Raw genomic sequence first — 23384 nt, 5'->3', positions numbered from 1 at the left:
TTCATTCTGCCAACTTATTTCTTAGCCCAAGAATCTCGTAAACCAACCGTTTTATTGAATACTAAATTTTCTGCAGTTGAGTCATTATCAACATTAAAATAACCTAGACGTTGAAACTGAAAACGTTCACCAATTTTAGCAGTTTGTAAACTTGGCTCTAAATACGCCGTAATAGTTTCTAAAGAACTCGGATTTACAAATTCCATAAAATCTTTGTCTTTATGTCCGTCAGGAGCTTCATCATTAAACAACCTGTCATAGACTCTAACTTCTGCTTTAATAGCATGTTTTATAGAAACCCAATGCAAAGTTCCTTTTACTTTACGCTTGCTTTCTTCTGTATCCATTCCCGATTTTGTTAACGGATCGTATGTACATTGTATTTCTGTAATATTTCCATCATCATCTTTTGTACAACTATTTGCTGTAATAAAATAAGCGTTTTTTAAACGAACTTCTTTCCCTAATTTCAATCGGAAAAACTTCTTATTTGCTTCTTCTCTAAAATCTTCGCGCTCTATATAAATTTCTCTTGAAAACGGAACTTCTCTGGTTCCAAAACCTTCTTCGTAATCGTTATAATTAGCATCTAACATTTCTCCATCTCCTTCAGGATAATTAGTAATTACAACTTTTACAGGATCTAAAACCGCCATTACTCTTTTGGCTGTTTTATTTAAATCTTCTCTAATTTTAAACTCTAATAAAGAAACATCAATTACATTCTCTCGTTTAGAAACTCCAACCGTTTCAATAAAACTTTTTATTGCAGCTGGTGTATAACCTCTTCGTCTTAAACCAGAAATTGTTGGCATTCTTGGATCGTCCCAACCAGAAACAATTCCTTGTTCTACCAACTTCATCAACTTACGTTTACTCATTACTGTATAACTTAAGTTTAAACGAGAAAACTCACGTTGTTTTGGCGGATTAGGGTATTCATTCTTGCTAAATTCATACACATTATCGCGAAACCAATTATATAGTTTACGATGTGGTTTAAATTCCAAAGAACATAATGAATGTGAGACTTGCTCCATATAATCACTCTCTCCGTGTGTCCAATCGTACATCGGATAAATACACCAATCTTTACCCGTTCTATGATGTTCTTTGTATAAAACACGATACATTAATGGATCTCTCATTAACATATTATCATCTGCCATATCAATTTTTGCACGTAAAACGTGTTCACCTTCATTAAACTTACCATCTTTCATATCTTGAAATAACTGTAAGTTTTCTTCCACAGAACGATCTCTAAACGGACTGTTTGTTCCAACCCGAGTTGGTGTTCCTTTTTGCTCGCGCATTGCTTCCGAAGTTTGACTATCAACATACGCTTTTCCGTCTTTAATCATTAAAACTGCCCAATCATACAATTGTTGAAAATAATCTGAAGAATACAATTCGTTTTCCCACTTATAACCCAACCAAGCAATATCTTCCTTAATTGCATCTACATATTCCTGCTCTTCCTTTGCAGGATTTGTATCATCAAAACGCAAATTTACAGGTGCATTGTATTTTTCACCCAAACCAAAACTAATTCCTATGGCTTTTGTGTGTCCAATATGCAAATATCCGTTTGGTTCTGGTGGAAATCGGAAACGTAAGTTTTCTTTTGGCATTCCATTTGCCAAATCCTCTTCAATAATTTGTTCTAAAAAATTTAGCGGTTTTTTCTCTTCAGTCATTTTCTAAAAATTGAAAAACAAAATTACGTTTTTTTTATCACCTTAAACAGTCTATAACAGTTTTTTGGACGTTACCTAAAGGTCGGGCTTTCCGCACTCGCTTTTTTGTTTAAAAAAACAAAAAGAGCTCAAACAAACGCTACAATCCCTAACGCAGAGAAAACCTGAGTTTTTATCAAAAAATTGTCCTAAAAACAAAAAAACCGCCAAAAGGCGGTTTTTAATATCTATAAAAGGTTAAATTACCTTATTCAAAATCACATTCTTTACCTAAGTGTTCAAACTTAGCTAACTCTTCAATTAAGCCATTATTTACATTTCCGAAAACTTCGTAAGCAATTTTACCTAATGGTAAGTGTACTGGAGCTTCTTCTAATTGTGCTAATTTATAAATTGCATCTGCTGCTTTTACTGGATTACCTGGTTGGTTACCACTTAAGTTTTGTAAACCTCTAATGCGTTCTCCAACAGTACTTTCGTAATCTTCAATTTTAGTATTATCGTAAGCAGCTGAACTTCCTGCCCATTCTGTTCTAAATGGTCCTGGCTCAACATTAGTTACCTTAATATTTAAAGGCTTTAATTCTGCCGCTAAAGCTTCTCCAATACCTTCTAAAGCAAATTTAGAACCATTATAGATTCCTAAACCCTGAGAACCAACACGTCCTGCAATAGAAGTTATGTTTATAATATGCCCCGAACGTTGTTTACGCATTTGTGGTAAAACTTCTCTAATAGTAGTTAAAACACCAAAAACGTTTACTTCAAACTGTCTTCTTACTTCTGCGTCAGAAATTTCTTCAACACTTCCCATAATACCATAACCGGCATTATTAACAACTACATCTATTTTTCCGAATTTATCAAAAATGGTTTTAACACCATCAATAATCATTTGTGTATTAGCAACATCTATAAGTACTCCAAAAGAATTTCCTGGACTTTCATTATTAAATGCGGTTACTTGTTCTTGTTTTCTAAAAGTTCCTACAACAATTTGTCCTTGCGATAATACTTCTTTAGCTAATTGTTTACCTAATCCTGATGATACACCAGTAATAAACCAAACTTTTTTTTCTGTACTCATTCTTACGTTTTATAATCTTGCAAAAATACTAAAGTTTATATTGTTATAACCCTTTGTTCATGTTAAATTCATTTTAAATAATCGTTTAATTAGGTATTGTTCTTTATAAAACAAACGTATTAAAAAACATATCGCCTGTATTATCAAATTTACTCTATTTAAACCCATTCTAAATATTCAACAAAAAAAAAGAGTTTGTTTGTGCAAGTTTAGTTTTAGCCTTAAATTTGTTTTGATTAATCAACAATAAAAACTCAATGGGATTATTAAAATCTTCTATCGGAAGAAAATTTGCCATGGCAATTTCCGCCTTATTTTTAATGGTATTTTTACTGCAACACTTTGCAATCAATTTAACTTCAATCTTTCCTAACGAAGGAAAAACCTTTAACGCTTTGTCTCATTTTATGGGAACAAATCCAATTGTACAATATGCAATTCAGCCAATATTACTAATTGGTGTTATATTTCACTTTGTAATGGGGTTTGTTTTAGAAGCAAAAAACTGGAGTGCACGTAAAATTAGCTATGCTAAAAATAATGGAGGCGCAAATTCTACTTGGATGAGTAGAAACATGATTTGGTCTGGTTTAGCAATTTTAGCATTTATGGTGTTACACTTTATCGATTTTTGGTTTCCAGAAATGAACACTAAATTTATTCAAGGAGATTGGTCTGGTTTACATGATGGTGAATTAAGATACTTCCACGAATTACAACACAAATTTTTAAGTCCAGCAAGAGTTGTAGCTTATGTAGTTGCATTTGTCTTTTTAGCATTGCACTTATTACACGGTTTTAACTCAGCTTTCCAATCTGTTGGAGCAAACAATAAATACACTAAAGGATTGAAAACATTTAGTAAAATTTATGCTATTGGTATTCCTGTAGGATTTATCATTATTGCATTATTTCATCACTTCAATCACTAATACAAAAACGTATGGCTTTAGATTCAAAAGTACCAAAAGGTCCATTAAAAGATAAATGGACAGATTATAAAAATCATATTGATTTAGTAAATCCTGCCAACAAACGTAACATAGATGTTATTGTAGTTGGAACAGGTTTAGCAGGTGGTTCTGCTTCTGCAACTTTAGCAGAATTAGGCTACAATGTTAAAGCATTTGCTTATCAAGATTCTCCACGTAGAGCGCATTCAATTGCTGCTCAAGGAGGTATTAACGCTGCCAAGAACTATCAAGGAGATGGAGATTCTTTTTACCGATTGTTTTACGATACCGTAAAAGGTGGAGATTATCGTTCTCGTGAAGCAAACGTTTATCGTTTAGCGCAAGTTTCTGCAAATATTATTGACCAATGTGTTGCACAAGGAGTTCCTTTTGCACGTGATTATGGTGGTTTATTAGACAACCGTTCTTTTGGTGGAGTTTTAGTTTCTAGAACTTTTTACGCTAAAGGACAAACTGGTCAACAATTATTATTAGGAGCATATTCAGCAATGAATCGTCAAATTGCTCGTGGAAAGATTGAAATGTTCAATCGTCACGAAATGTTAGACGTTGTTAAGGTTGGTGGAAAAGCTCGTGGAATTATAGCACGTAACTTAGTTACAGGAGAAATCGAACGTCACTCTGCACACGCAGTAGTTATTGCTTCTGGTGGATACGGAAATGTATATTTCTTATCAACCAATGCAATGGGTTCTAACGCAACTGCAGCTTGGAAAATTCATAAAAAAGGAGCGTATTTCGCAAATCCTTGTTATACTCAGATTCACCCAACGTGTATTCCTCGTTCGGGAGATTATCAATCTAAACTGACATTAATGTCAGAATCATTAAGAAATGATGGTCGTATTTGGGTTCCTAAAAGTATGGACGATGTAATGGCAATTAGAGAAGGTCGTAAAAAACCAACTGATTTGTCTGAAGATGAAAGAGATTACTATTTAGAAAGAAGATATCCTGCATTTGGTAACTTAGTTCCACGTGATGTTGCCTCAAGAGCAGCAAAAGAGCGTTGTGATGCTGGTTACGGAGTAAATGCAACTGGAGAAGCTGTGTATTTAGATTTTAAATCAGCTATTTCTCGTTACGGAAAAGAGCAAGCAAAATTACAACACATAACAAATCCTTCGGAAGCGAAAGTATACGAATTAGGACAAGCTATTGTGGAGGCTAAATATGGAAACTTATTCCAGATGTATGAGAAAATTGTTGATGAAAATCCATACAAAACGCCAATGATGATTTATCCTGCAACACACTATACAATGGGTGGAGTTTGGGTAGATTATAACTTAATGACAACTGTAGATGGATTGTATTGTATTGGTGAAGCAAACTTCTCTGATCATGGTGCAAACCGTTTAGGAGCTTCTGCATTAATGCAAGGTTTAGCAGACGGTTATTTCGTATTACCATATACAATTGGAGATTATTTATCTAATGATATTCGTACTGGAAAAATTTCAACGGAAACGCCAGAGTTTACAGCAGCAGAAAATGAAGTTAAAGAACGTATCGATTTCTTCATCAATAATAAAGGAGAACATTCTGTAGATTATTACCACAAGAAATTAGGAAAAATTATGTGGGAAAAATGTGGAATGGCACGTAACGAACAAGGTTTAAAAGAAGCTATGGCAGAAATTAAGGCTTTACGTGAAGATTTTTGGAAAAACGTAACTGTTCCTGGTGATGCTAACGAAATGAATCCTGAATTAGAAAAAGCTGGTAGAGTAGCAGATTTCTTAGAATTAGGAGAGTTATTTGCGAAGGATGCATTAAATAGAAACGAATCTTGTGGGGGTCACTTTAGAGAAGAATCTGTTGAATTAGACGGATTACAAAAAGGTGAAGCAAAGCGTAATGATGAAGAGTATGCGTATGTTTCTGCTTGGGAATATAAAGGAGAACCTGCAGACGCAGTTTTACACAAAGAAGAATTAGAGTTTAACGATATTGAATTAAAACAACGTTCATACAAATAAGAAGATATTATGAATTTAACACTTAAGATTTGGCGTCAAAAAAACGCAAGTGATAAAGGGAAAATGGTAGATTATAAAATATCTGACATTTCTGAACATATGTCTTTCTTAGAAATGATGGATGTTTTAAACGAACAAATAATTAATTTAGGTGATGAACCTGTTGCATTTGACCATGATTGTCGTGAAGGAATTTGCGGAATGTGTTCTATGTATATTAACGGTGAAGCACACGGTCCAGATCGTGGTGTAACTACATGTCAGTTACACATGCGTTCTTTTAAAGATGGTGATACAATTACAATTGAGCCATTTAGAGCAGCAGCATTTCCTGTAATTAAAGATTTAGTTGTTGATAGAAGTTCTTTTGAACGTATTCAACAATCTGGTGGTTATATTTCTGTAAATACTTCAGGAAATACACAAGATGCAAACGCAATTCCTATTTCTAAAGAAGCTGCAGATAAAGCAATGGACGCGGCAACTTGTATTGGTTGTGGAGCTTGTGTTGCAACGTGTAAAAACTCTTCTGCAATGTTATTTGTAGGTGCAAAAGTGTCTCAATATGCTTTATTACCACAAGGACAGGTTGAAGCAACTGATCGTGTTTTAAACATGGTTGCACAAATGGATGCTGAAGGTTTTGGAAACTGTACAAACACTGGTGCTTGTGAAGTTGAATGTCCTAAAGGAATTTCTTTAGAAAACATTGCAAGAATGAATACTGAATTCTTAAAAGCGTCTTTAAAAGGATAATTTTAAATTTTATATAAAACAAAAATCCCGAGTTTTTCAACTCGGGATTTTTTTATGTATTGTTTTTTGTTTTTACAAATCTCGTTGCTTCTCTTTCACTAAATAAGCATATACAGGAAAATGATCTGAGAAACCACCTTTGTACCAAGGACCAATGAATGTTCTAAACGGGCTTCCTTTTAATTTACCTTTAGCAATACGCAACCATTTTTTATTAAAAACTTCAGCATGTTTAAAATGTAATTTTCCAGGTTCAGAGTTTAAAAAATTCTTACTTAGAATAATTTGGTCGAATAAGTTCCATTTTTTATTATAAGTTAAAGTTCCAATTCCTTTAGCAAAAAGACTTTCCATAGGATTGTAGAAATCTGTTCCAACTAAATGTTTTTTTACACTTTCACTTGTTGGATCGTCATTAAAATCACCCATTATTATAATTTTAGCAGCTGCATCTTCTGCTTTAATTTCTTCAATTATAGTTGTATTTAATTCTGCTGCTTTAATTCTTTTTGGTTTTGTTTCTTCTTCTCCATCTCTACGAGAAGACCAATGATTTACCAAAATAGTGATGCGTTCTCCTTTTAAATTCCCTGTAACTCGTAAAACATCTCTTGTGTAATCTCTACTTCCGTCGCCTTCATCAAAATAAAGCGGATACGTTTTAGAAGATAACAATTCAAAAATTTGCTTGTTATACAAAAGTGCAACATCAATTCCTCTTTCGTCAGCAGAATCATAATGCACAAAATCATAATGATATTTTGCTAAATTTTTATGCCTAATTAAGTCTTGTACAACTTGGCTATTTTCTACCTCAACCAAACCAACAATTGCTGGCGGATTTTTAGAACGTTTGGTTCCCAATTGAGAAATTACAGACGTTAACTTCTTAACTTTATCGTTATACCTTTTATAACCCCAACGTCTTTTTCCTCCAGATGTATAATCATCATCATGGGTTTTAGGATCGTCTTTTGTGTCAAATAAATTTTCAACATTATAAAATGCAATCGTAAAAATATCGTCCGAATTATTCTTAAATAATGATGATAAAAGTGAAGCCATTAAAAGGGTTTTAATTATTAATCGATGATAAAATTACAACATTTATCTACTACTTCTAATAAATGAGTTGGAAGACTTTTTTCTTTCCATGGATGACTGGCGCCAAAAACATGATTTGCTCCTTTAACAACCTCAAATTGACTGTTAGAGTTCCATAAATGCTGATTTTCGCCTTCTTTTATAAAAATTGAAGTATCGTTATCTCCATGAATTATTAAGTGCGGAATTTGAAGGTTTTCAATAGCTCTTTTTATGGTTAATCTTTCTTCGTTTTCTTTAAAATCTAAGTAAAACTGATAAAAATGTGGCATTTGTTGTTTTGTTCTTCCGTTTACAACATATTTAACACCATCTTTTTTCCATTGTTCGAGATCTCCACTTGTAGAAGATCTACTTCTAAAATCGGAAACACCTGCCAACGTAATTACTTTTTTTATACGAGTGTTTTCTTCAGATTTTATAGTTACAATTCCGCCTGCTCTGCTATGACCAATTAACGAAATGTTGTTTTTATCTGCTTCATTTTTAAAATCGGTATTTGTAGAAATCCAATCAATTACCGTTTCTAAATCGTCTAATTCTTTGGTGTAATTATTATTTCCGAAGGCTTCTAAATCTGGAAAATCTATGGGTTGTTCAACAGTTCCTCCATTATGAGAAAAATTGAATTTTACAAAGAAAAAACCTGCATTAGCAAATGCTTCTGCCATTAAATTCCAAGCTCCCCAATCTTTAAATCCTTTGTAACCATGACAAAAAACAACAATTTGTTTTGGTTGGTTGGTTTCTTTGTAGAAAACATCAATTAAGATGGGTTTGTTATACTTGCCTTGTAAAATAGTGTTTTTAATGATTCTCATATTGTCAAAAATAACAAATTAATTGGTGTTAAAACTATCGGTTGTTTTGCGTTAGTGATTGCAATGGCATCCTTTTTATGCTGAACTCGTTTCTGTATCTTTTTTAAAAAAATCAATTCTTTTGCATTGTAACAGATGCTGAAATAAATTCAGCATAAATAAAAAGATATAATGGAAAGCACGACCGAAGGGAACGCCCATAAAAAAAGCACATCGAAATTGATGTGCTTTTTAAATATTTATTAAAGTGTATTCTTAAATTACACCTTGATCTAACATTGCGTCGGCTACTTTTATAAAACCAGCAATATTTGCTCCTTTTACGTAGTTTATATAACCATCTTCTTCAGTACCAAACTTTAAACAAGCAGTATGAATAGAATGCATTATTTGGTGTAGTTTAACGTCTACTTCTTCTTTGGTCCAGTTTAGTTTCATTGCGTTTTGAGACATTTCTAATCCAGAAACTCCAACTCCTCCTGCATTTACTGCCTTACCTGGTCCGTATAAAATTTTAGCTTTATGAAACTCGTGAATAGCCTCTGGAGTACAACCCATATTAGAAACCTCAGCCACATATTGCACACCATTTGCAATTAGCTTTTCTGCATCTTCTCCATTTAATTCGTTTTGAGTAGCACAAGGCATTGCAATATCACATTTTACGCTCCACGGTTTTTCATTTGCATGAAAGGTAGCTTCTGGAAACTCATCGGCATACGGAGAAACTATATCGTTATTACTAGCTCTTAAATGTAATAAGTAACTTATTTTATCTTCATCTAATCCTTTTTCGTCATAAATATAACCATCAGGACCAGAAATTGTAACTACTTTTCCGCCTAATTCTGTAATTTTTAAAGCAACACCCCAAGTTACATTTCCAAAACCTGAAAGCGCAATTGTTTTACCTTTAAAATCGTCGTTTTTAGTTTCTAACATTTCTTTTGTAAAGTAAACTCCACCAAAACCTGTAGCTTCTGGTCTAATTAAGCTTCCTCCCCAATTTAAACCTTTTCCTGTAAAAACACCTGAGTTTTCTTGCTGTAGTTTTTTAAACATCCCATACATAAACCCTATTTCTCTAGCTCCGGTTCCAATATCTCCTGCTGGTACATCTGTACTTGGACCAATCATTCTCCATAGTTCTAACATAAATGCTTGACAAAAACGCATTATTTCGGTATCTGATTTTCCTTTTGGATTAAAATCCGATCCTCCTTTTCCACCACCCATTGGTAAAGTGGTTAATGCATTTTTAAATATTTGTTCAAAGCCTAAGAATTTTAAAATACTTAAGTTTACACTTGGATGCAATCTAATACCACCTTTGTAAGGGCCAATAGCATTGTTAAATTGTATTCTGTGGCCTAAATTTACTTGTACATTTCCAGAATCATCAATCCAAGAAACTCTAAATGTTAAAATACGATCTGGTTCTACTAAACGTTCAATAATTTTGGCCGCTTCATATTGTGGATTTTCATTATAAATCGTTTCAATAGATTCTAAAACCTCTTTAACAGCCTGTAAATACTCCTGTTCATTAGGATGTTTTGTTTCTAGGTTTGTTAAAATTTCTGTGACATTCATATTAATATAATTAACAACTATTTATAGTATAATTTTGATAACAAAAATACATTTTTAAAATTGAATTTTAATCAACAAATTTTGTTGTGTTTTTAATCTTTAACAAAAAAATAACTCTTTTGTAAGAATATGTAATTTAAGCACCGTAATGATGATGATATTTTATCATATATTCATTTTACATAAATCCCTCGGGTGGTAATTCTTCTTCTGTATTTTCTTCATTTACTTGTAAATCTTCTAATGAAATACCTGCTTTAAAAATTGCTGCTTTATTATTAGTTCCATCTAAAACGGCTGTTAATGGATTTTTAAATGAAATATGGCGTAAATAAGAATCTTCAAAAACGGCTTCTTTTTCATTTAAATATTCTACATCAAAAAAACCATCATTTATAAATGGATTTATAGTTAAATAACCCACTTTAAAGGATGTTAAGTTTTGAAAAAAGTGTGTTCCTTGACTTGGATCTATTCTGAAATCATTTAAACCAGATTCTACAATTATTTTTGCTGCTGAAATTTGAGACCAAAGTACAGGTATTCCTAACCAAGAATCACTAGAACCCCAACGTCCTGGACCAACCAAAATGTAAGGTTTGTCTGCTTCAATAAATTTTTTATTTATGGCTTCTACTGCTTTTGCTATGTCTCTTGTATTGGCAGGATTAAATGTATTAGGTTTTACATAAACTACATCACAAATATTTTCATACTTTCCATTTCCTAAGGCAGATTCAGAATAAATTATGGTATCTGAAATTTCTAATTTTTCGGGTAATTTACTAACTGTTTCTACACTTTCTACAATAGGTCTTATTTGTAGAAAACTGAATTCTTTTGGTTTTCCTGAAGGAACATCTAGTTTTACTGCGAATTCTATTTCTATAGGATTTCTCATTTCTCGTTGCCCAATTCGTAATAATTCCTGTAAAATTTCTGGTAACGGAAACGTATTGTATTTTAAAATATTATCGAACGTAATTACTCGAATTCCATCGTGCATTACACCTGGTCTAATAGAGTTATTTTGTAAATCGTAAGTAGATGCTACAAACTTTAAAGAACCATGGTTTTCTGCTTTTCTAATGGTTATTTTCTTTTTATTAACCGATTCGGAAGTAGATGTTTTATAACTATTTGGGTCTAAATCTAAACCGTAAAAATATTGCTGTGTGTCTCTTTGAGTAGAGCCTGGAGAAGATAATTGAAGTACTTTTTTGGGATGATAGGGCGAAAAACGTAAAGATTGTCCTCCACCTACAATTAATTCACCTAAACCTAAAGCAATATTAGCAATTCCTTCATTTGGTTTTTCATCTCCAATTGGATAAAAGTTAATAGAACGCGCTACGCCAGATATATTTGGGTAATATACATCTTGGTATTGTTTACCGGTAACTTCCTGTAAAATTACAGCCATTTTATCTTCTTCTATAGTATGCGATATTGCTTTTAAATATAGTTTACTGTTTTCGAAAAAAGATGAGGCTATCACAGATTTAATTGCATTAGAAACCATTTCAACTTTTTTATCAATTTCTGAATCTGGAATCATATAAGTTGAAAAAACTCCTGCAAAAGGCTGGTAATTAGAATCTTCCAATATACTTGATGATCTTACAGCAATTGGACATTTAGTAGTTTTTAAAAATGCTTTAATGTCTTCTAAAGCCCATTCTGGTAAATCTTTAGAAATAAATTCATTTAAAATTTTATCATCATCTGAACATTCAGCAACAAATTTTATTAATTTATGTGTATCAATAAATTGATCAAAAACATCTGTACTTATTACAACAGTTCTTGGTATTGTTATACTTACATCTTTATATTTATTATATAAATTATTTCTCTTTAAGAATGAATCTATAAAGGCTAAACCTCTTCCTTTTCCTCCTAAAGCTCCTTCTCCAATTCTTGCAAACCCAACAAACTCATCATATTTATGTTTGTTAAATTTTACAATTACACCTCTAGACCTGTAAGTTCTATATAATTTAATAGCGTTAATTAAAAACTCTCTAATTTGATTGCTGTTTTCAAAATCGCTATGTTCTATTGTACTTAATAAATCTGCTAAAGGAAATAGCGCTCTCGATTTTAACCATTTAGAGAATTCACTTCTTGTTGCATGATACATTAAACAATCTTCCGTAACAATTTTTATTGCTTTTTGAAATTCGCTTAAATCTTTAACTGCCGCTAGGACCTTCATCTGTGTTGGGTCCCAAAATTCGAAATCTCCAAAAGCAAAATATTTAACAATATAGTTTCTTATATCTACACCTAAAGTTTCGGAATGTTTGTATAAAAACTTTCCTTTCAATTCTAAAGCTCGTTTTTCATTGTTTTCGTCTGAAGATTGAATTAAAAATGGAAAATAACGTTTATAATTTCGCACATATTTTAAGAACAAAAATCCGGCATCTTTGTTTCTAACTCCATCTTTAAAATAATTCACATCCGATATTACACCTAATAAGTTATCTTTATAAGCGTCAAATAAATGCATTCCTTCTTCAAAAGTTGTGGCTAACAAAATTTTTGGTCTTCCTCGCATTAACAACATTTTCCGTTGTTCATTTAACCCTTCAGACATTATTTGTTGGGTTTGTTTAAGAATAACTTTATATATAAGTGGAATGTACCGTGAATAAAATTTAAGTGAATCTTCTACTAATAAAATTGCCTTTACACCAACTCCATTAATATCAACTTCGGCATTCATTCTATCTTCAGTTAATTTTATGATAGCTAAAAATATATCTGCATTCCCATTCCAGTGAAAAACAAAGTCTATTATTCCTGTATTCCCTTTTTGTAGTTTACTTCTTAGTAATGATGAGTGATGACTTAATGCAGCAATTGGCACATTTGGGAAGGCTTCCTTAATTATTTTTGATGTTTCAAATGCTTTATAATTACCAATGTCTAACCAAGTGATAACAATATCAATTTTATGCGAATTCATCATCTTAATAGCTCTTCTAGCAGAATTAGCATGCACAAAATTTGGGGGATATCTTAAGTTTAAAGATGTATATTCATTAAAAATTCGTTCTTCAATTCTACCATCTTCTTCAAGCATGTAAAAATCGTAATTAGAACAAACAATTAATACTTGATTAATTCTTTTCTTCATTAACTTATCGAAAGTAACTTCTTTAAAAGCGTAAGATTTTAAATTCTCTATTATATTTTCTTTCATATTAGTTCCTTTGATTATTGACATACAATATATAAATTATTTAAAATAAAAAAGCGCTTCAAAAATGAAGCGCTTTTTTATTTTATTAAGATTTTGTTACACAACTCCTTGGTCTAACATAGCATCTGCTACTTTAACAAACCCAGCTACGTTTGCACCTTTAACGTAATCTACATAACCATCTTCTTGTGTTCCATATTCTAAACAAGAAGCGTGAATGTCATTCATAATTCCATGTAACTTAGCATCAACCTCTTCTCTTGTCCAATTGTAACGTAAAGAATTTTGGCTCATTTCTAAACCAGAAGTTGCAACTCCACCAGCATTAGATGCTTTTCCTGGTGCAAATAAGATTTTTGCTTCTTGAAAAACTTGAATAGCTTCAGGTGTAGAAGGCATATTTGCTCCTTCTGCAACACAAATACATCCGTTTGCAACTAATGTTTTTGCTTCTTCTCCGTTTAACTCATTTTGAGTTGCACATGGTAAAGCAATATCTACTTTTTCTGACCAAGGACGTTTTCCTTCGTTAAAAACAGCATTTGGATATTCTTTAACGTATTCAGAAATTCTTCCTCTTTTTACGTTTTTTAATTCCATTATAAAAGCTAATTTATCAGCATCAATTCCGTCAGCATCAAAAATATATCCTTTAGAATCTGATAAAGTAACTACTTTTGCTCCTAATTCTGTTGCTTTTTCAGTTGCATATTGCGCAACATTCCCTGAGCCAGAAATAGCAACCGTTTTTCCATTAAAAGAGTCTCCATTGGCATTTAACATGTTTTGTGCAAAATATACGTCTCCATAACCTGTTGCTTCTGGTCTAATTAAAGAACCACCCCAAGCTATAGCTTTACCTGTTAAAACACCAACAAACTCGTTGCGTAATTTTTTATATTGACCGAACATAAATCCAATTTCCCTTCCTCCAACACCAATATCTCCTGCTGGTACATCTGTATTTGCCCCAATATGACGAAATAATTCGCTCATAAAAGCTTGACAAAATGCCATTACTTCTCTATCCGATTTTCCTTTAGGATTAAAGTCAGAACCACCTTTTCCTCCACCCATTGGTAAAGTAGTTAGTGAGTTTTTAAACACTTGTTCGAAACCTAAAAATTTTAAAATAGATAAGTTTACAGAAGGATGAAAACGCAAACCTCCTTTATAAGGTCCAATTGCAGAATTAAACTCAACTCTATAACCCCTATTAACTTGTGTTTCTCCACTATCATCTACCCAAGGCACACGGAACATTAATGTTCTCTCTGGCTCAACCATTCTTTCTAATAGTTTTTTCCCTTGATACTTAGGGTTGTCCTCTATAAATGGAATTACAGTTTCTGCCACTTCATGTACAGCTTGTAAAAACTCTGGTTCATGCTGGTTACGTTCTTTAACGTAATCCATAAAAGCATTTATTTTAGACTCCATAATTTTATATATATATTTTTATGATTATGATAATTTACACAACAAATATAGTTTTTTTCTTTTTTTTAATTTAATTATAAAATTTATTTTACTCCAATTGAAGTCTTACAGAAAACAACTACTATTTTCATTTAAAAATCATAAATTTGCAACTTAATTTTGATGTAATGTTAGACAAGATAAAAGAGTTGATTGGTGATGTAAATGCTTTTTCAGGAGTTTCTTCGGAAGAAATTGAAGCATTCAGAATTAAGTTTTTAGGAAGTAAAGGAATCTTAAAAGATTTATTTGCTGAATTTAAAAATGTACCTAACGACCAAAAAAAGGAATTTGGACAAACAATAAACACTTTAAAACAAGCTGCGGAAGCTAAAGTAGCTTCTTTAAAAGAGGCTTTAGAAAACGCTGTTGAAGAAAAAGGAGTTTATGGAGATTTAACGCGTCCGTCTGAACCTATTGAGTTAGGTTCTCGTCATCCAATTTCATTAGTGAAAAATCAAATTATTGAGGTTTTTAATAGAATTGGTTTCACCGTTTCTGAAGGACCTGAAATTGAAGATGATTGGCACAATTTTACAGCCTTAAATTTACCAGAATATCATCCGGCAAGAGATATGCAGGATACTTTTTTTATTGATAAAAATCCTGACACTTTATTAAGAACACATACTTCTTCGGTACAAGTTCGTTATATGGAAAACAACGAACCTCCAATAAGAACTATTTCACCAGGAAGGGTTTTTAGAAATGAAGATATTTCTGCGCGTGCACACTGTATTTTTCATCAAGTAGAAGGTTTATATATAGATACAGATGTTTCTTTTGCAGATTTAAAACAAACACTTTTATACTTTACAAAAGAGATGTTTGGAAAATCTAAAATACGTTTACGTCCTTCTTATTTTCCGTTTACTGAGCCAAGTGCTGAAGTAGATATTTATTGGGGATTAGAAACCGAAACAGATTACAGAATAACTAAAGGAACGGGTTGGTTAGAAATTATGGGTTGTGGAATGGTAGATCCAAACGTACTTAAAAACGCAAATATAGATCCTACTAAATACTCTGGTTATGCATTTGGAATGGGAATTGAACGTATTGCCATGTTGTTATATCAAATTCCAGATATTAGAATGTTTTATGAAAATGATAAACGTTTTTTAGAACAGTTTAAATCTGTTTTATAGTCATCTCAAAATATTTTAAAGCCGGTAATTATACCGGTTTTTTTATTTAACAATAAATTAACTTCGTTTAGTTCGGTTTGTTCCGAACCAATATATTACATTTGCAGAGAATTTTACTGTAGATGAATAATTTCTATTCAGGACAGTATTAAAACTAATAGAAATGAAAGAAATTTGCCAAGAAAAAATGCGATTAGTTGAAAAACTTGGAGTGCATTTAGAAAATAGAGAGAACTTAGCTCCTGTTGCCGCTCGTATTTTAGCCTATGTAATTCTTACAGGCAAAAAAGGTGTAACTTTTGAAGAAATGGTAACAACTCTTTGCGCAAGTAAAAGTACAATTTCTACACACATAAATCATTTACAGGATTTAAACAAGATAGAATACTTTACTAAGACTGGTGATCGTAAAAAATACTTTGTCATCAATAAAGATTCAGTTGTTCAGCATATAGATAATCTTATAAGTGAATGGCAAGAAGTAAGAGAGTTACATTTAGAAATAAAAGAATATAAAAAAAGTATAAACCAACATAAAATAGAAAAAAAAGAAGAAAAATTTGATTTAAATTTTCATAATGACTATATCAAATTTATCGACGGAGCAACAGCTTCAATAGAAGAGTTAAGAACAAAAATAATAGAAAAAAAATTCGATTTTTAAAAAAAACATAATGATTACAAATAAAATACATAACATATTAGTACTAAGTTTAACCTTAGTTATAGTAAGCTGTGGAAAAACAGAACAAAAACAAGCAGTAGTAAAAGCTCCTCTTGCTTCATTTCCTGTTTCACAGATTGAAAGTAAAACCGTAACTGGTTTTACAGATTATCCTGCAACAATAGAAGGAATAGTAAATAGTGATGTAAGAGCAAAAACATCTGGATATATAGAAAAAGTGTATGTAGATGAAGGTCAAAAAGTACGTAAAGGCCAAATGTTATTTAGGTTAGAAACACAATCTTTAAGTCAAGATGCTGGAGCAGCAAAAGCTAGGGTTAATGTTGCCCAAGTAGAAGTAGATAAATTAATTCCGCTTGTAGAAAAGAACATTATAAGTGCAGTTCAATTAGAAACTGCAAAAGCAAACTTAGCGCAAGCAAAAGCAAACCTAAGTGGTGTCTCTGCCAATATTGGGTATGCAACTATTAAAAGTCCTATTGATGGTTATGTAGGTGCTATTAACTTTAGAGAAGGAGCTTTAATTAGCCCAAATGATGCAAGGGCATTAACAACAGTTAGTGAAATTGATAAAGTTTATGCTTTTTTTAGTTTTAATGAAGCACAATACATCGATCATTTACAACGATCTGAAGGTCAAAATAAAGCAGAACGTATTAAAAACTCACCAGATTTAAGCTTGATTTTAGCTAATGGAAAAGAATATTCAGAAAAAGGGCGTATTCAAACTAGCACAGGTCAAATAAACCAAAACACAGGTACTATTAAGATTAGAGCAACTTTTAACAATCCTAATGAAATTTTAACCAATGGAAACAGTGGTAAAATAAGATTTCCTATTGAATATAAAGACGCTATTGTTGTACCACAAACTGCAACTTTTGAACAACAAGGAAATATTATGATATTTAAACTTGGAGAAGGTAACAAAGTAGCAACTTCAATTTTAAAGGTAAAAGGAACGGTAGATAATTTATATGTGGTAGAATCTGGAATTACTACAAATGATAAAATTATAATTTCAGGAGTTGGAAAACTAAGAAATGGAATGGAAATTTCTCCATTAGAAACTTCTTTTGAAGAAGCTATAAAACCAGTTGCAACTTTATTCAGAAATTAAATAACAACCAAACATATTAGTCATGTTAAAAACATTTATTGAAAGACCAGTTCTTTCGACAGTGATATCTATTATCATAGTTTTACTAGGAGTTATTAGTATAACTAGCTTACCTATAGAAGAATACCCTGATATTGCACCACCAACAATAAAGGTGATAGCAAATTATACAGGAGCAAATGCAGAAACTGTATTAGAAAGTGTAATTGTACCAATCGAAGAGCAAATTAATGGTGTAGAAGGTATGACATACATTACCTCTACAGCTTCTAACAACGGTACCGCAGAAATTACAGTATATTTTGATCAAGAAATTGATGCAGATATTGCTGCAGTAAACGTACAAAACCGTGTATCTAGAGCAACACCTTTATTACCACAAGAAGTTATTCAAACAGGTATTACAACTCAAAAGCAAGAAACGAGTGCGTTAATGTTTATTTCGATGTATTCTGAAAGCGATAATTACGACGCTACTTTTATTCAAAATTACTTAAAAATTAACGTTATACCAGCAATGCAACGTATTAGTGGTGTTGGTGATGTAAGCGTATTTTCTCAGCAAGATTATGCGATGCGTATTTGGTTAAATCCAGAAAAATTAGCGTCTTATAACTTAATTCCTTCTGATATTTCTGCAGCTATTGCAGAACAAAATTTAGAAGCAGCAGCAGGATCTTTAGGTCAGAATAACGGAGAATCTTTTTCATATACATTAACCTATAGTGGTCGTTTTAAAGACGAAGCACAATACAGCGATATTGTAATTAAAGCCTTAGGAAACGGAGAATTTTTACGTTTAAAAGATGTGGCAACTATTGAGTTAGATGCACAATCTTACGCATCAAATGCAATGAGTAAAGGAAATCCTGCAGTTTTTATGGGAATTTTTCAAACCAAAGGATCTAATGCACAAGAAATTATAGAGAACATAAAAGTAACTTTAGAACAAGTAAAGGCAGATTTACCTGAAGGATTAGATGTTTTTGTTCCTTATGATACAAGTTTATTCTTAAACGCTTCAATTGATAAAGTAATTACCACTTTATTAGAAGCTTTTTTATTGGTTTTCTTAGTGGTTTTTATCTTCTTACAAGATTTGAGATCTACATTAATTCCTGCAATTGCAGTTCCAGTTTCAATTATTGGTACCTTCTTTTTCTTGAATGTTTTTGGATATTCAATTAACTTATTAACGCTTTTCGCTTTAGTATTAGCAATTGGTATTGTGGTTGATGATGCCATTGTAGTTGTAGAAGCCGTACATGCTAAGATGGATGAAGGAGAAAAGAATCCTAAAAAAGCGACACTTACTGCAATGAACGAAATTTCTGGAGCCATAATCTCAATTACTTTGGTAATGGCAGCAGTATTTATTCCAGTAACTTTTGTAACAGGTCCAACAGGTGTTTTTTATGAGCAATTTGGAGTTACTCTAATTATTGCAATTCTTATTTCGGCAGTAAATGCTTTAACATTAAGTCCGGCATTATGTGCTTTATTATTAAAAACGCATAAAGAGGATGAGGAGTTAAAAGGAAAAGGGCCATTAAAACGTTTTTACACTTTATTCAATCGTGGATTTAATGCTACAGTAGAACGTTACGGTAGATCGCTTCAGTTTTTATACAAAAGAAAATTTGTATCTGTTTTATTATTAATTATAGCTGTTGTTGGAATATTTTGGGCTTCATCTACAACACCAACAGGATTTGTACCTAATGAAGATAGAGGAATTATTTTTGCAAATATAGAATTACCTCCAGGAGCATCTTTAGATAGAACAGATGCTGTGTCTAGAAAATTATACGATCAAATAGAAGGTATAGATGGTATTGTAGCAGTTAACTTTATTAAAGGTAGAAGTTTAATTAGTGGAGCTGGTAGTAACTTTGGTTTTGGTATTATAAAACTTGAAGATTGGGCAGATAGAACGGATCCATCACTTTCAGCACAAGCAATTACAGGAAAATTATTTGGTGTAGCAGCAGGAATTCCAGATGCAAACATCATCTTCTTTTCTCCACCAAGTATTCGTGGTTTTGGTAATTCTTCTGGTTTCGAAATTAACTTACTAGATAAGTTTGGTGGCGAGTTTGCTGATTTAGATAAAGCTAATAAAGATTTTTCTATGGCATTAATGAGTCATCCAGAAATTAAATATGCAACATCTGCATTCAACACAAACTATCCTCAATACGAAATGGAAGTTAATGTGCCTTTAGCAAAAGAAAAAGGAGTTTCTGTAACTAGTATATTTTCAACATTGCAAGGATATATTGGAGGAATTTATGCTTCTGATTTCTCTAGATTTGGAAAACAATTTAGAGTGTATATTCAAGCGTTACCAGAAGACAGAGCAGATGAAAATGCGTTAAATAGCATGTATGTAAGAACTGAATCTGGAGAAATGACACCAATTACACAGTTTGTAACTCTAAAACGAGTTTATGGACCACAATCGGTAACGCGTTTTAACTTGTTTAATTCTACTATGATTTCCGGTGCTACTAATGACGGTTATAGTACAGGTGATGCAATTAGAGTTATTGAAGAGGAGGTTGCAAAATTACCAAGTAATTATACCGTTGCTTATTCTGGTTTAACCCGTGAGGAAGTTAATGCAGGTAACCAAACAGCATTTATTTTTGCTTTAAGTATCTTATTTGTGTATTTCTTATTAAGTGCACAATATGAGAGTTATTTATTACCATTTGCAGTTGTATTATCATTACCATTTGGTGTATTTGGAGCGTATATAAGTACTAAGTTTTTAGGGCTAGAAAATAACATTTATTTCCAAATTGCATTGATTATGCTTATTGGATTACTCGCCAAAAATGCCATTCTTATTGTAGAATTTGCGCTAGCTAGGCGAAAAAATGGTGAAAGTATTGTTGATGCTGCAATCCTTGGAGCAAAGTCACGTTTACGTCCAATTTTAATGACCTCTTTTGCCTTTATTTTAGGATTAATGCCATTAGCATTAGCAAAAGGTGTTGGTTCTGAAGGAAACAACTCAATTGGTTCTGGAGCAGCTGGAGGAATGCTTATTGGTACTATTTTAGGAGTTTTTGTAATTCCTATCTTATTTATATTATTTCAATGGTTACAAGAAAAAATTTCTGGAAAACCAGCAGTACAAACAATAGAAGAATAAAAAGATGAAATCAATTATAAAGAAAAATAATCTTCAAAAAGGACTTGTTTTAATTACAATGTCCTTTATACTACAAAGCTGTTTTGTAGCAAAAGATTACGTAAGACCAGAATTAAATACTGAAACTGAAGCGCTGTACAGAACAGAAAATTTATCTAAAGATAGCGTGTCTATTGCAGATGTATCTTGGAAAAAATTGTTTTCAGACCAATACCTTCAACAATATATTGCAGAAGGTTTACAAAACAATATGGACGTTCGTATTGCTTTACAACAAATAATATCTGCAGAAGCATATGCTAAGCAAGGTAAAGCAGGTTATTTACCTTCTGTAAATGTAGGAACAAACTGGACACATCAAGTGCAATCTAAAAACACTCAATTTGGAGCTTTTTTAACAGATAGATCTACAGATCAGTTTGATTTAACTGCAAATCTATCTTGGGAAGCAGATATTTGGGGAAAAATAAGAAGCAATAAAAGAGCTTCGCAAGCAGCTTATTTGCAAAGTGTTGCTGGTCATCAATTAGTAAAAACACAATTGATCTCTAGTATTGCAAACACTTATTACAATCTTTTAGCTTTAGATGCGCAATTAAAAATAACAAAGCAAACCATAGCAACAAGAGAAAGTGGTGTTACAACTATAAAGGCATTAAAAGATGCTGGTCAAGTAACTCAGGTTGCTGTAGATCAAAATATTGCACAATACAATAGTGCAAAAACTTTACAAGTAGATATAGAAAGTGCTATTTTTAAAACTGAAAACACGTTAAGTATTCTATTGGGAAAAACACCTCAAAATTTTAAGAGAGGTACTTTAGATCTTCAGAAAATAGAACAAGAAATTGTTCTTGGTGTACCTTCTAAATTGCTAAGTAATAGACCAGATGTAATGGCGGCAGAATTTGGATTAATTCAATCTTTTGAGTTAAGTAACGTAGCAAAAAGTAACTTATATCCATCATTAACACTTACAGCAGCTGGTGGTTTTCAAAGTTTGGAAATAGATGACCTTTTTAACTCAAATTCTTTATTTACAAACATTATTGGGGGGTTAACACAACCAATTTTTAATAAGAGAAAGCTAAAGACACAAAGAGAAGTAGCTCTTTCACAACAAGAGCAATCTTTACTTCAATTTAAAAAGACTTTATTAATTGCTGGTAGTGAAGTTTCAAATGCTTTATTCTCTTACGAGTCTGAAGTTAGAAAATTTGAATTTAGAAAAAATGAAGTTGAAGCGCTACGTAAAGCAGAAAGCAATTCAGAAATTTTACTTAAAAATGGATATGCAAATTATTTAGACCTATTAACAGCAAGACAAAGTGCATTAAGTGCAGAACTTAATATTATAGACAGTAAACTACAACAATTAATTTCAATTGTAGATTTATACGAAGCTCTTGGTGGAGGTTGGAAATAAATAAATTATTATGATTACTAAAGTAGATTTGTTAAAGTTTTCTATCACTAAATTTACCCAATGCGGAAGCAAGCAAGTAACGTTAGATGAAATTGCAAATACGCTTGGTATTTCTAAAAAAACAATTTATACTTTTTTTAATAATAAAGAAGAACTAGTTACTTCAAGTTTAGAGAGTTTATTAAATGAATATAGAGAAGATATAAATAGCGTTGTTACAGAAAACAGTAACGACCCTATATTATGTGTAGTGTTGATTTATGAAAAAGGGTTTGAGTATTTAAAATACTTTAAACCCTCTTTCATTTTTGGTTTAAAAAAATATTACCCAAAAGCACATACTTTATTTGAAGAATTTATTGAAGAATTATCTAAAAAATCCTATAAATTACTCAAACAGGCACAAGAATCAGGTGATATTAAAGAAGATGTTAATATAGAATTAATTGTAAAAATTTACTTCTTAAGAATTGACAAACTTGTATTTAAAGAAAATAATTTGTTTGAATTCTATTCAAAAAACGAACTCTTTAAACATTTAGTTACCTATAATTTAAAAGGAATAATTACTCCTAATTATTCTAACTCTTATTTTGAATAGTTTACTATTTTTACACCATGAAAAAAGACATCCAAATACCAGAAGTTACCGACGTAGAAGTTGCAGTTGTTTATGAATACAATGATATTTATAAAACAGATGATTGGAACGTTTACATTATCAATAAAAAAAATATTGATTTAGAAATGGTTGTAATTGTTACACAGGGTTTTTCTGAAACAAAAACAACGTCTTTAATGCGTAAGAAATTAGATATTCTTCCAGCTAATTCTTTTGCAAAAATTGAATTTATTCAACCCGAACTATTCAAACTACACAATCGTTTTCAGGTTACTTTTTTTGAAGGAAATACTTTATACGACAAAACTTTTTTATTCGAAAAAGACACTATTAAAGAAGGTGCTTTACGTATGATTTCTGTAATTAAAAAACGTGGAATTTTAGCGAAATAAGTTTATTTTTCTATAGAAAAAACAATGCTAAAATCGAAAAAAACATTAAAATAAAACCACTATAAAGTAAAATAGTGTTTAATTGAAGAAATACGCCTGAATTATTGTTTTTATCTTTTCTATC

Annotated in this window: 17 protein-coding genes; 10 read left to right on the top strand and 7 right to left on the bottom strand. The window is 31.6% G+C overall.

Annotation, left to right across the window (positions count from 1 at the left end):
* Positions 1-14: 14 nt before the first annotated feature.
* Together LPB136_RS11210 and LPB136_RS11205 are read right to left on the bottom strand one after the other, a co-directional pair.
* The gene (locus LPB136_RS11210; RefSeq protein WP_072556414.1) at positions 15-1700 is read right to left on the bottom strand and encodes a glutamine--tRNA ligase/YqeY domain fusion protein; all 1686 of its coding nucleotides are present in this window, start codon (positions 1698-1700) and stop codon (positions 15-17) included.
* 247 nt (positions 1701-1947) lie between these two features.
* The gene (locus tag LPB136_RS11205) at positions 1948-2787 is read right to left on the bottom strand and encodes an oxidoreductase (protein ID WP_072556413.1); all 840 of its coding nucleotides are present in this window, start codon (positions 2785-2787) and stop codon (positions 1948-1950) included.
* A 257-nt stretch (positions 2788-3044) separates the two neighbouring features.
* Between LPB136_RS11205 and LPB136_RS11200 the strand changes: the two genes are divergently transcribed.
* From LPB136_RS11200 to LPB136_RS11190, 3 genes are read left to right on the top strand one after another with little or no spacing between them, the layout of a single operon-like run.
* Positions 3045-3719 carry a succinate dehydrogenase cytochrome b subunit gene (locus tag LPB136_RS11200; protein ID WP_072556412.1) on the top strand — a complete coding sequence of 225 codons (675 nt, stop codon included), beginning with the start codon at positions 3045-3047 and terminating at the stop codon, positions 3717-3719.
* An 11-nt stretch (positions 3720-3730) separates the two neighbouring features.
* The gene (locus LPB136_RS11195) at positions 3731-5743 is read left to right on the top strand and encodes a fumarate reductase/succinate dehydrogenase flavoprotein subunit (RefSeq protein ID WP_072556411.1); all 2013 of its coding nucleotides are present in this window, start codon (positions 3731-3733) and stop codon (positions 5741-5743) included.
* 9 nt (positions 5744-5752) lie between these two features.
* On the top strand, positions 5753-6499 hold the full coding sequence (locus tag LPB136_RS11190) for a succinate dehydrogenase/fumarate reductase iron-sulfur subunit (RefSeq protein WP_072556410.1): 747 nt from the start codon (positions 5753-5755) through the stop codon (positions 6497-6499).
* 72 nt (positions 6500-6571) lie between these two features.
* Here LPB136_RS11190 and LPB136_RS11185 read toward each other — a convergent pair whose 3' ends face one another.
* The 5 genes from LPB136_RS11185 to gdhA (LPB136_RS11165) form a co-directional block, all read right to left on the bottom strand.
* On the bottom strand, positions 6572-7564 hold the full coding sequence (locus LPB136_RS11185; RefSeq protein ID WP_072556409.1) for an endonuclease/exonuclease/phosphatase family protein: 993 nt from the start codon (positions 7562-7564) through the stop codon (positions 6572-6574).
* Between the two features lie 17 nt (positions 7565-7581).
* The gene (locus LPB136_RS11180) at positions 7582-8424 is read right to left on the bottom strand and encodes an alpha/beta hydrolase family protein (protein WP_072556408.1); all 843 of its coding nucleotides are present in this window, start codon (positions 8422-8424) and stop codon (positions 7582-7584) included.
* Positions 8425-8679: 255 nt separating this feature from the next.
* Positions 8680-10017 (bottom strand): NADP-specific glutamate dehydrogenase, encoded by a 1338-nt coding sequence (gene gdhA, locus LPB136_RS11175; protein ID WP_072556407.1) that lies wholly within the window; start codon positions 10015-10017, stop codon positions 8680-8682.
* A gap of 178 nt (positions 10018-10195) precedes the next feature.
* The gene (locus LPB136_RS11170; RefSeq protein ID WP_237267385.1) at positions 10196-13252 is read right to left on the bottom strand and encodes a PEP/pyruvate-binding domain-containing protein; all 3057 of its coding nucleotides are present in this window, start codon (positions 13250-13252) and stop codon (positions 10196-10198) included.
* Between the two features lie 72 nt (positions 13253-13324).
* Positions 13325-14668, bottom strand: a complete 1344-nt coding sequence (gene gdhA, locus LPB136_RS11165; protein ID WP_072556406.1) for an NADP-specific glutamate dehydrogenase — start codon at positions 14666-14668, stop codon at positions 13325-13327.
* 167 nt (positions 14669-14835) lie between these two features.
* Between gdhA (LPB136_RS11165) and pheS the strand changes: the two genes are divergently transcribed.
* The 7 genes from pheS to LPB136_RS11130 all read left to right on the top strand — a co-directional run bounded on the left by pheS (position 14836) and on the right by LPB136_RS11130 (position 23260).
* Positions 14836-15855, top strand: coding sequence for a phenylalanine--tRNA ligase subunit alpha (gene pheS, locus LPB136_RS11160; protein WP_072556405.1), 1020 nt, complete (start codon positions 14836-14838; stop codon positions 15853-15855).
* 163 nt (positions 15856-16018) lie between these two features.
* Positions 16019-16519: a GbsR/MarR family transcriptional regulator gene (locus LPB136_RS11155; RefSeq protein WP_072556404.1), complete on the top strand. Its 501-nt coding sequence runs from the start codon at positions 16019-16021 to the stop codon at positions 16517-16519.
* A 10-nt stretch (positions 16520-16529) separates the two neighbouring features.
* Positions 16530-17660: an efflux RND transporter periplasmic adaptor subunit gene (locus LPB136_RS11150; RefSeq protein ID WP_072556403.1), complete on the top strand. Its 1131-nt coding sequence runs from the start codon at positions 16530-16532 to the stop codon at positions 17658-17660.
* A gap of 22 nt (positions 17661-17682) precedes the next feature.
* Positions 17683-20820 carry an efflux RND transporter permease subunit gene (locus LPB136_RS11145; protein WP_072556402.1) on the top strand — a complete coding sequence of 1046 codons (3138 nt, stop codon included), beginning with the start codon at positions 17683-17685 and terminating at the stop codon, positions 20818-20820.
* 4 nt (positions 20821-20824) lie between these two features.
* Complete coding sequence (locus LPB136_RS11140) at positions 20825-22246, top strand: efflux transporter outer membrane subunit (RefSeq protein ID WP_072556401.1); 1422 nt, start codon at positions 20825-20827, stop codon at positions 22244-22246.
* Between the two features lie 10 nt (positions 22247-22256).
* Positions 22257-22847 (top strand): TetR/AcrR family transcriptional regulator, encoded by a 591-nt coding sequence (locus tag LPB136_RS11135; RefSeq protein ID WP_072556400.1) that lies wholly within the window; start codon positions 22257-22259, stop codon positions 22845-22847.
* Positions 22848-22864: 17 nt separating this feature from the next.
* On the top strand, positions 22865-23260 hold the full coding sequence (locus LPB136_RS11130) for a hypothetical protein (RefSeq protein ID WP_072556399.1): 396 nt from the start codon (positions 22865-22867) through the stop codon (positions 23258-23260).
* The last annotated feature ends 124 nt before the right edge of the window (positions 23261-23384 follow it).

Source organism: Tenacibaculum todarodis (assembly GCF_001889045.1).
GTDB classification, from domain to species: Bacteria; Bacteroidota; Bacteroidia; order Flavobacteriales; family Flavobacteriaceae; genus Polaribacter; species Polaribacter todarodis.
The sequence above is the reverse complement of the archived record's forward strand: the minus strand, read 5'-3'. Positions and strand labels throughout refer to the sequence as shown.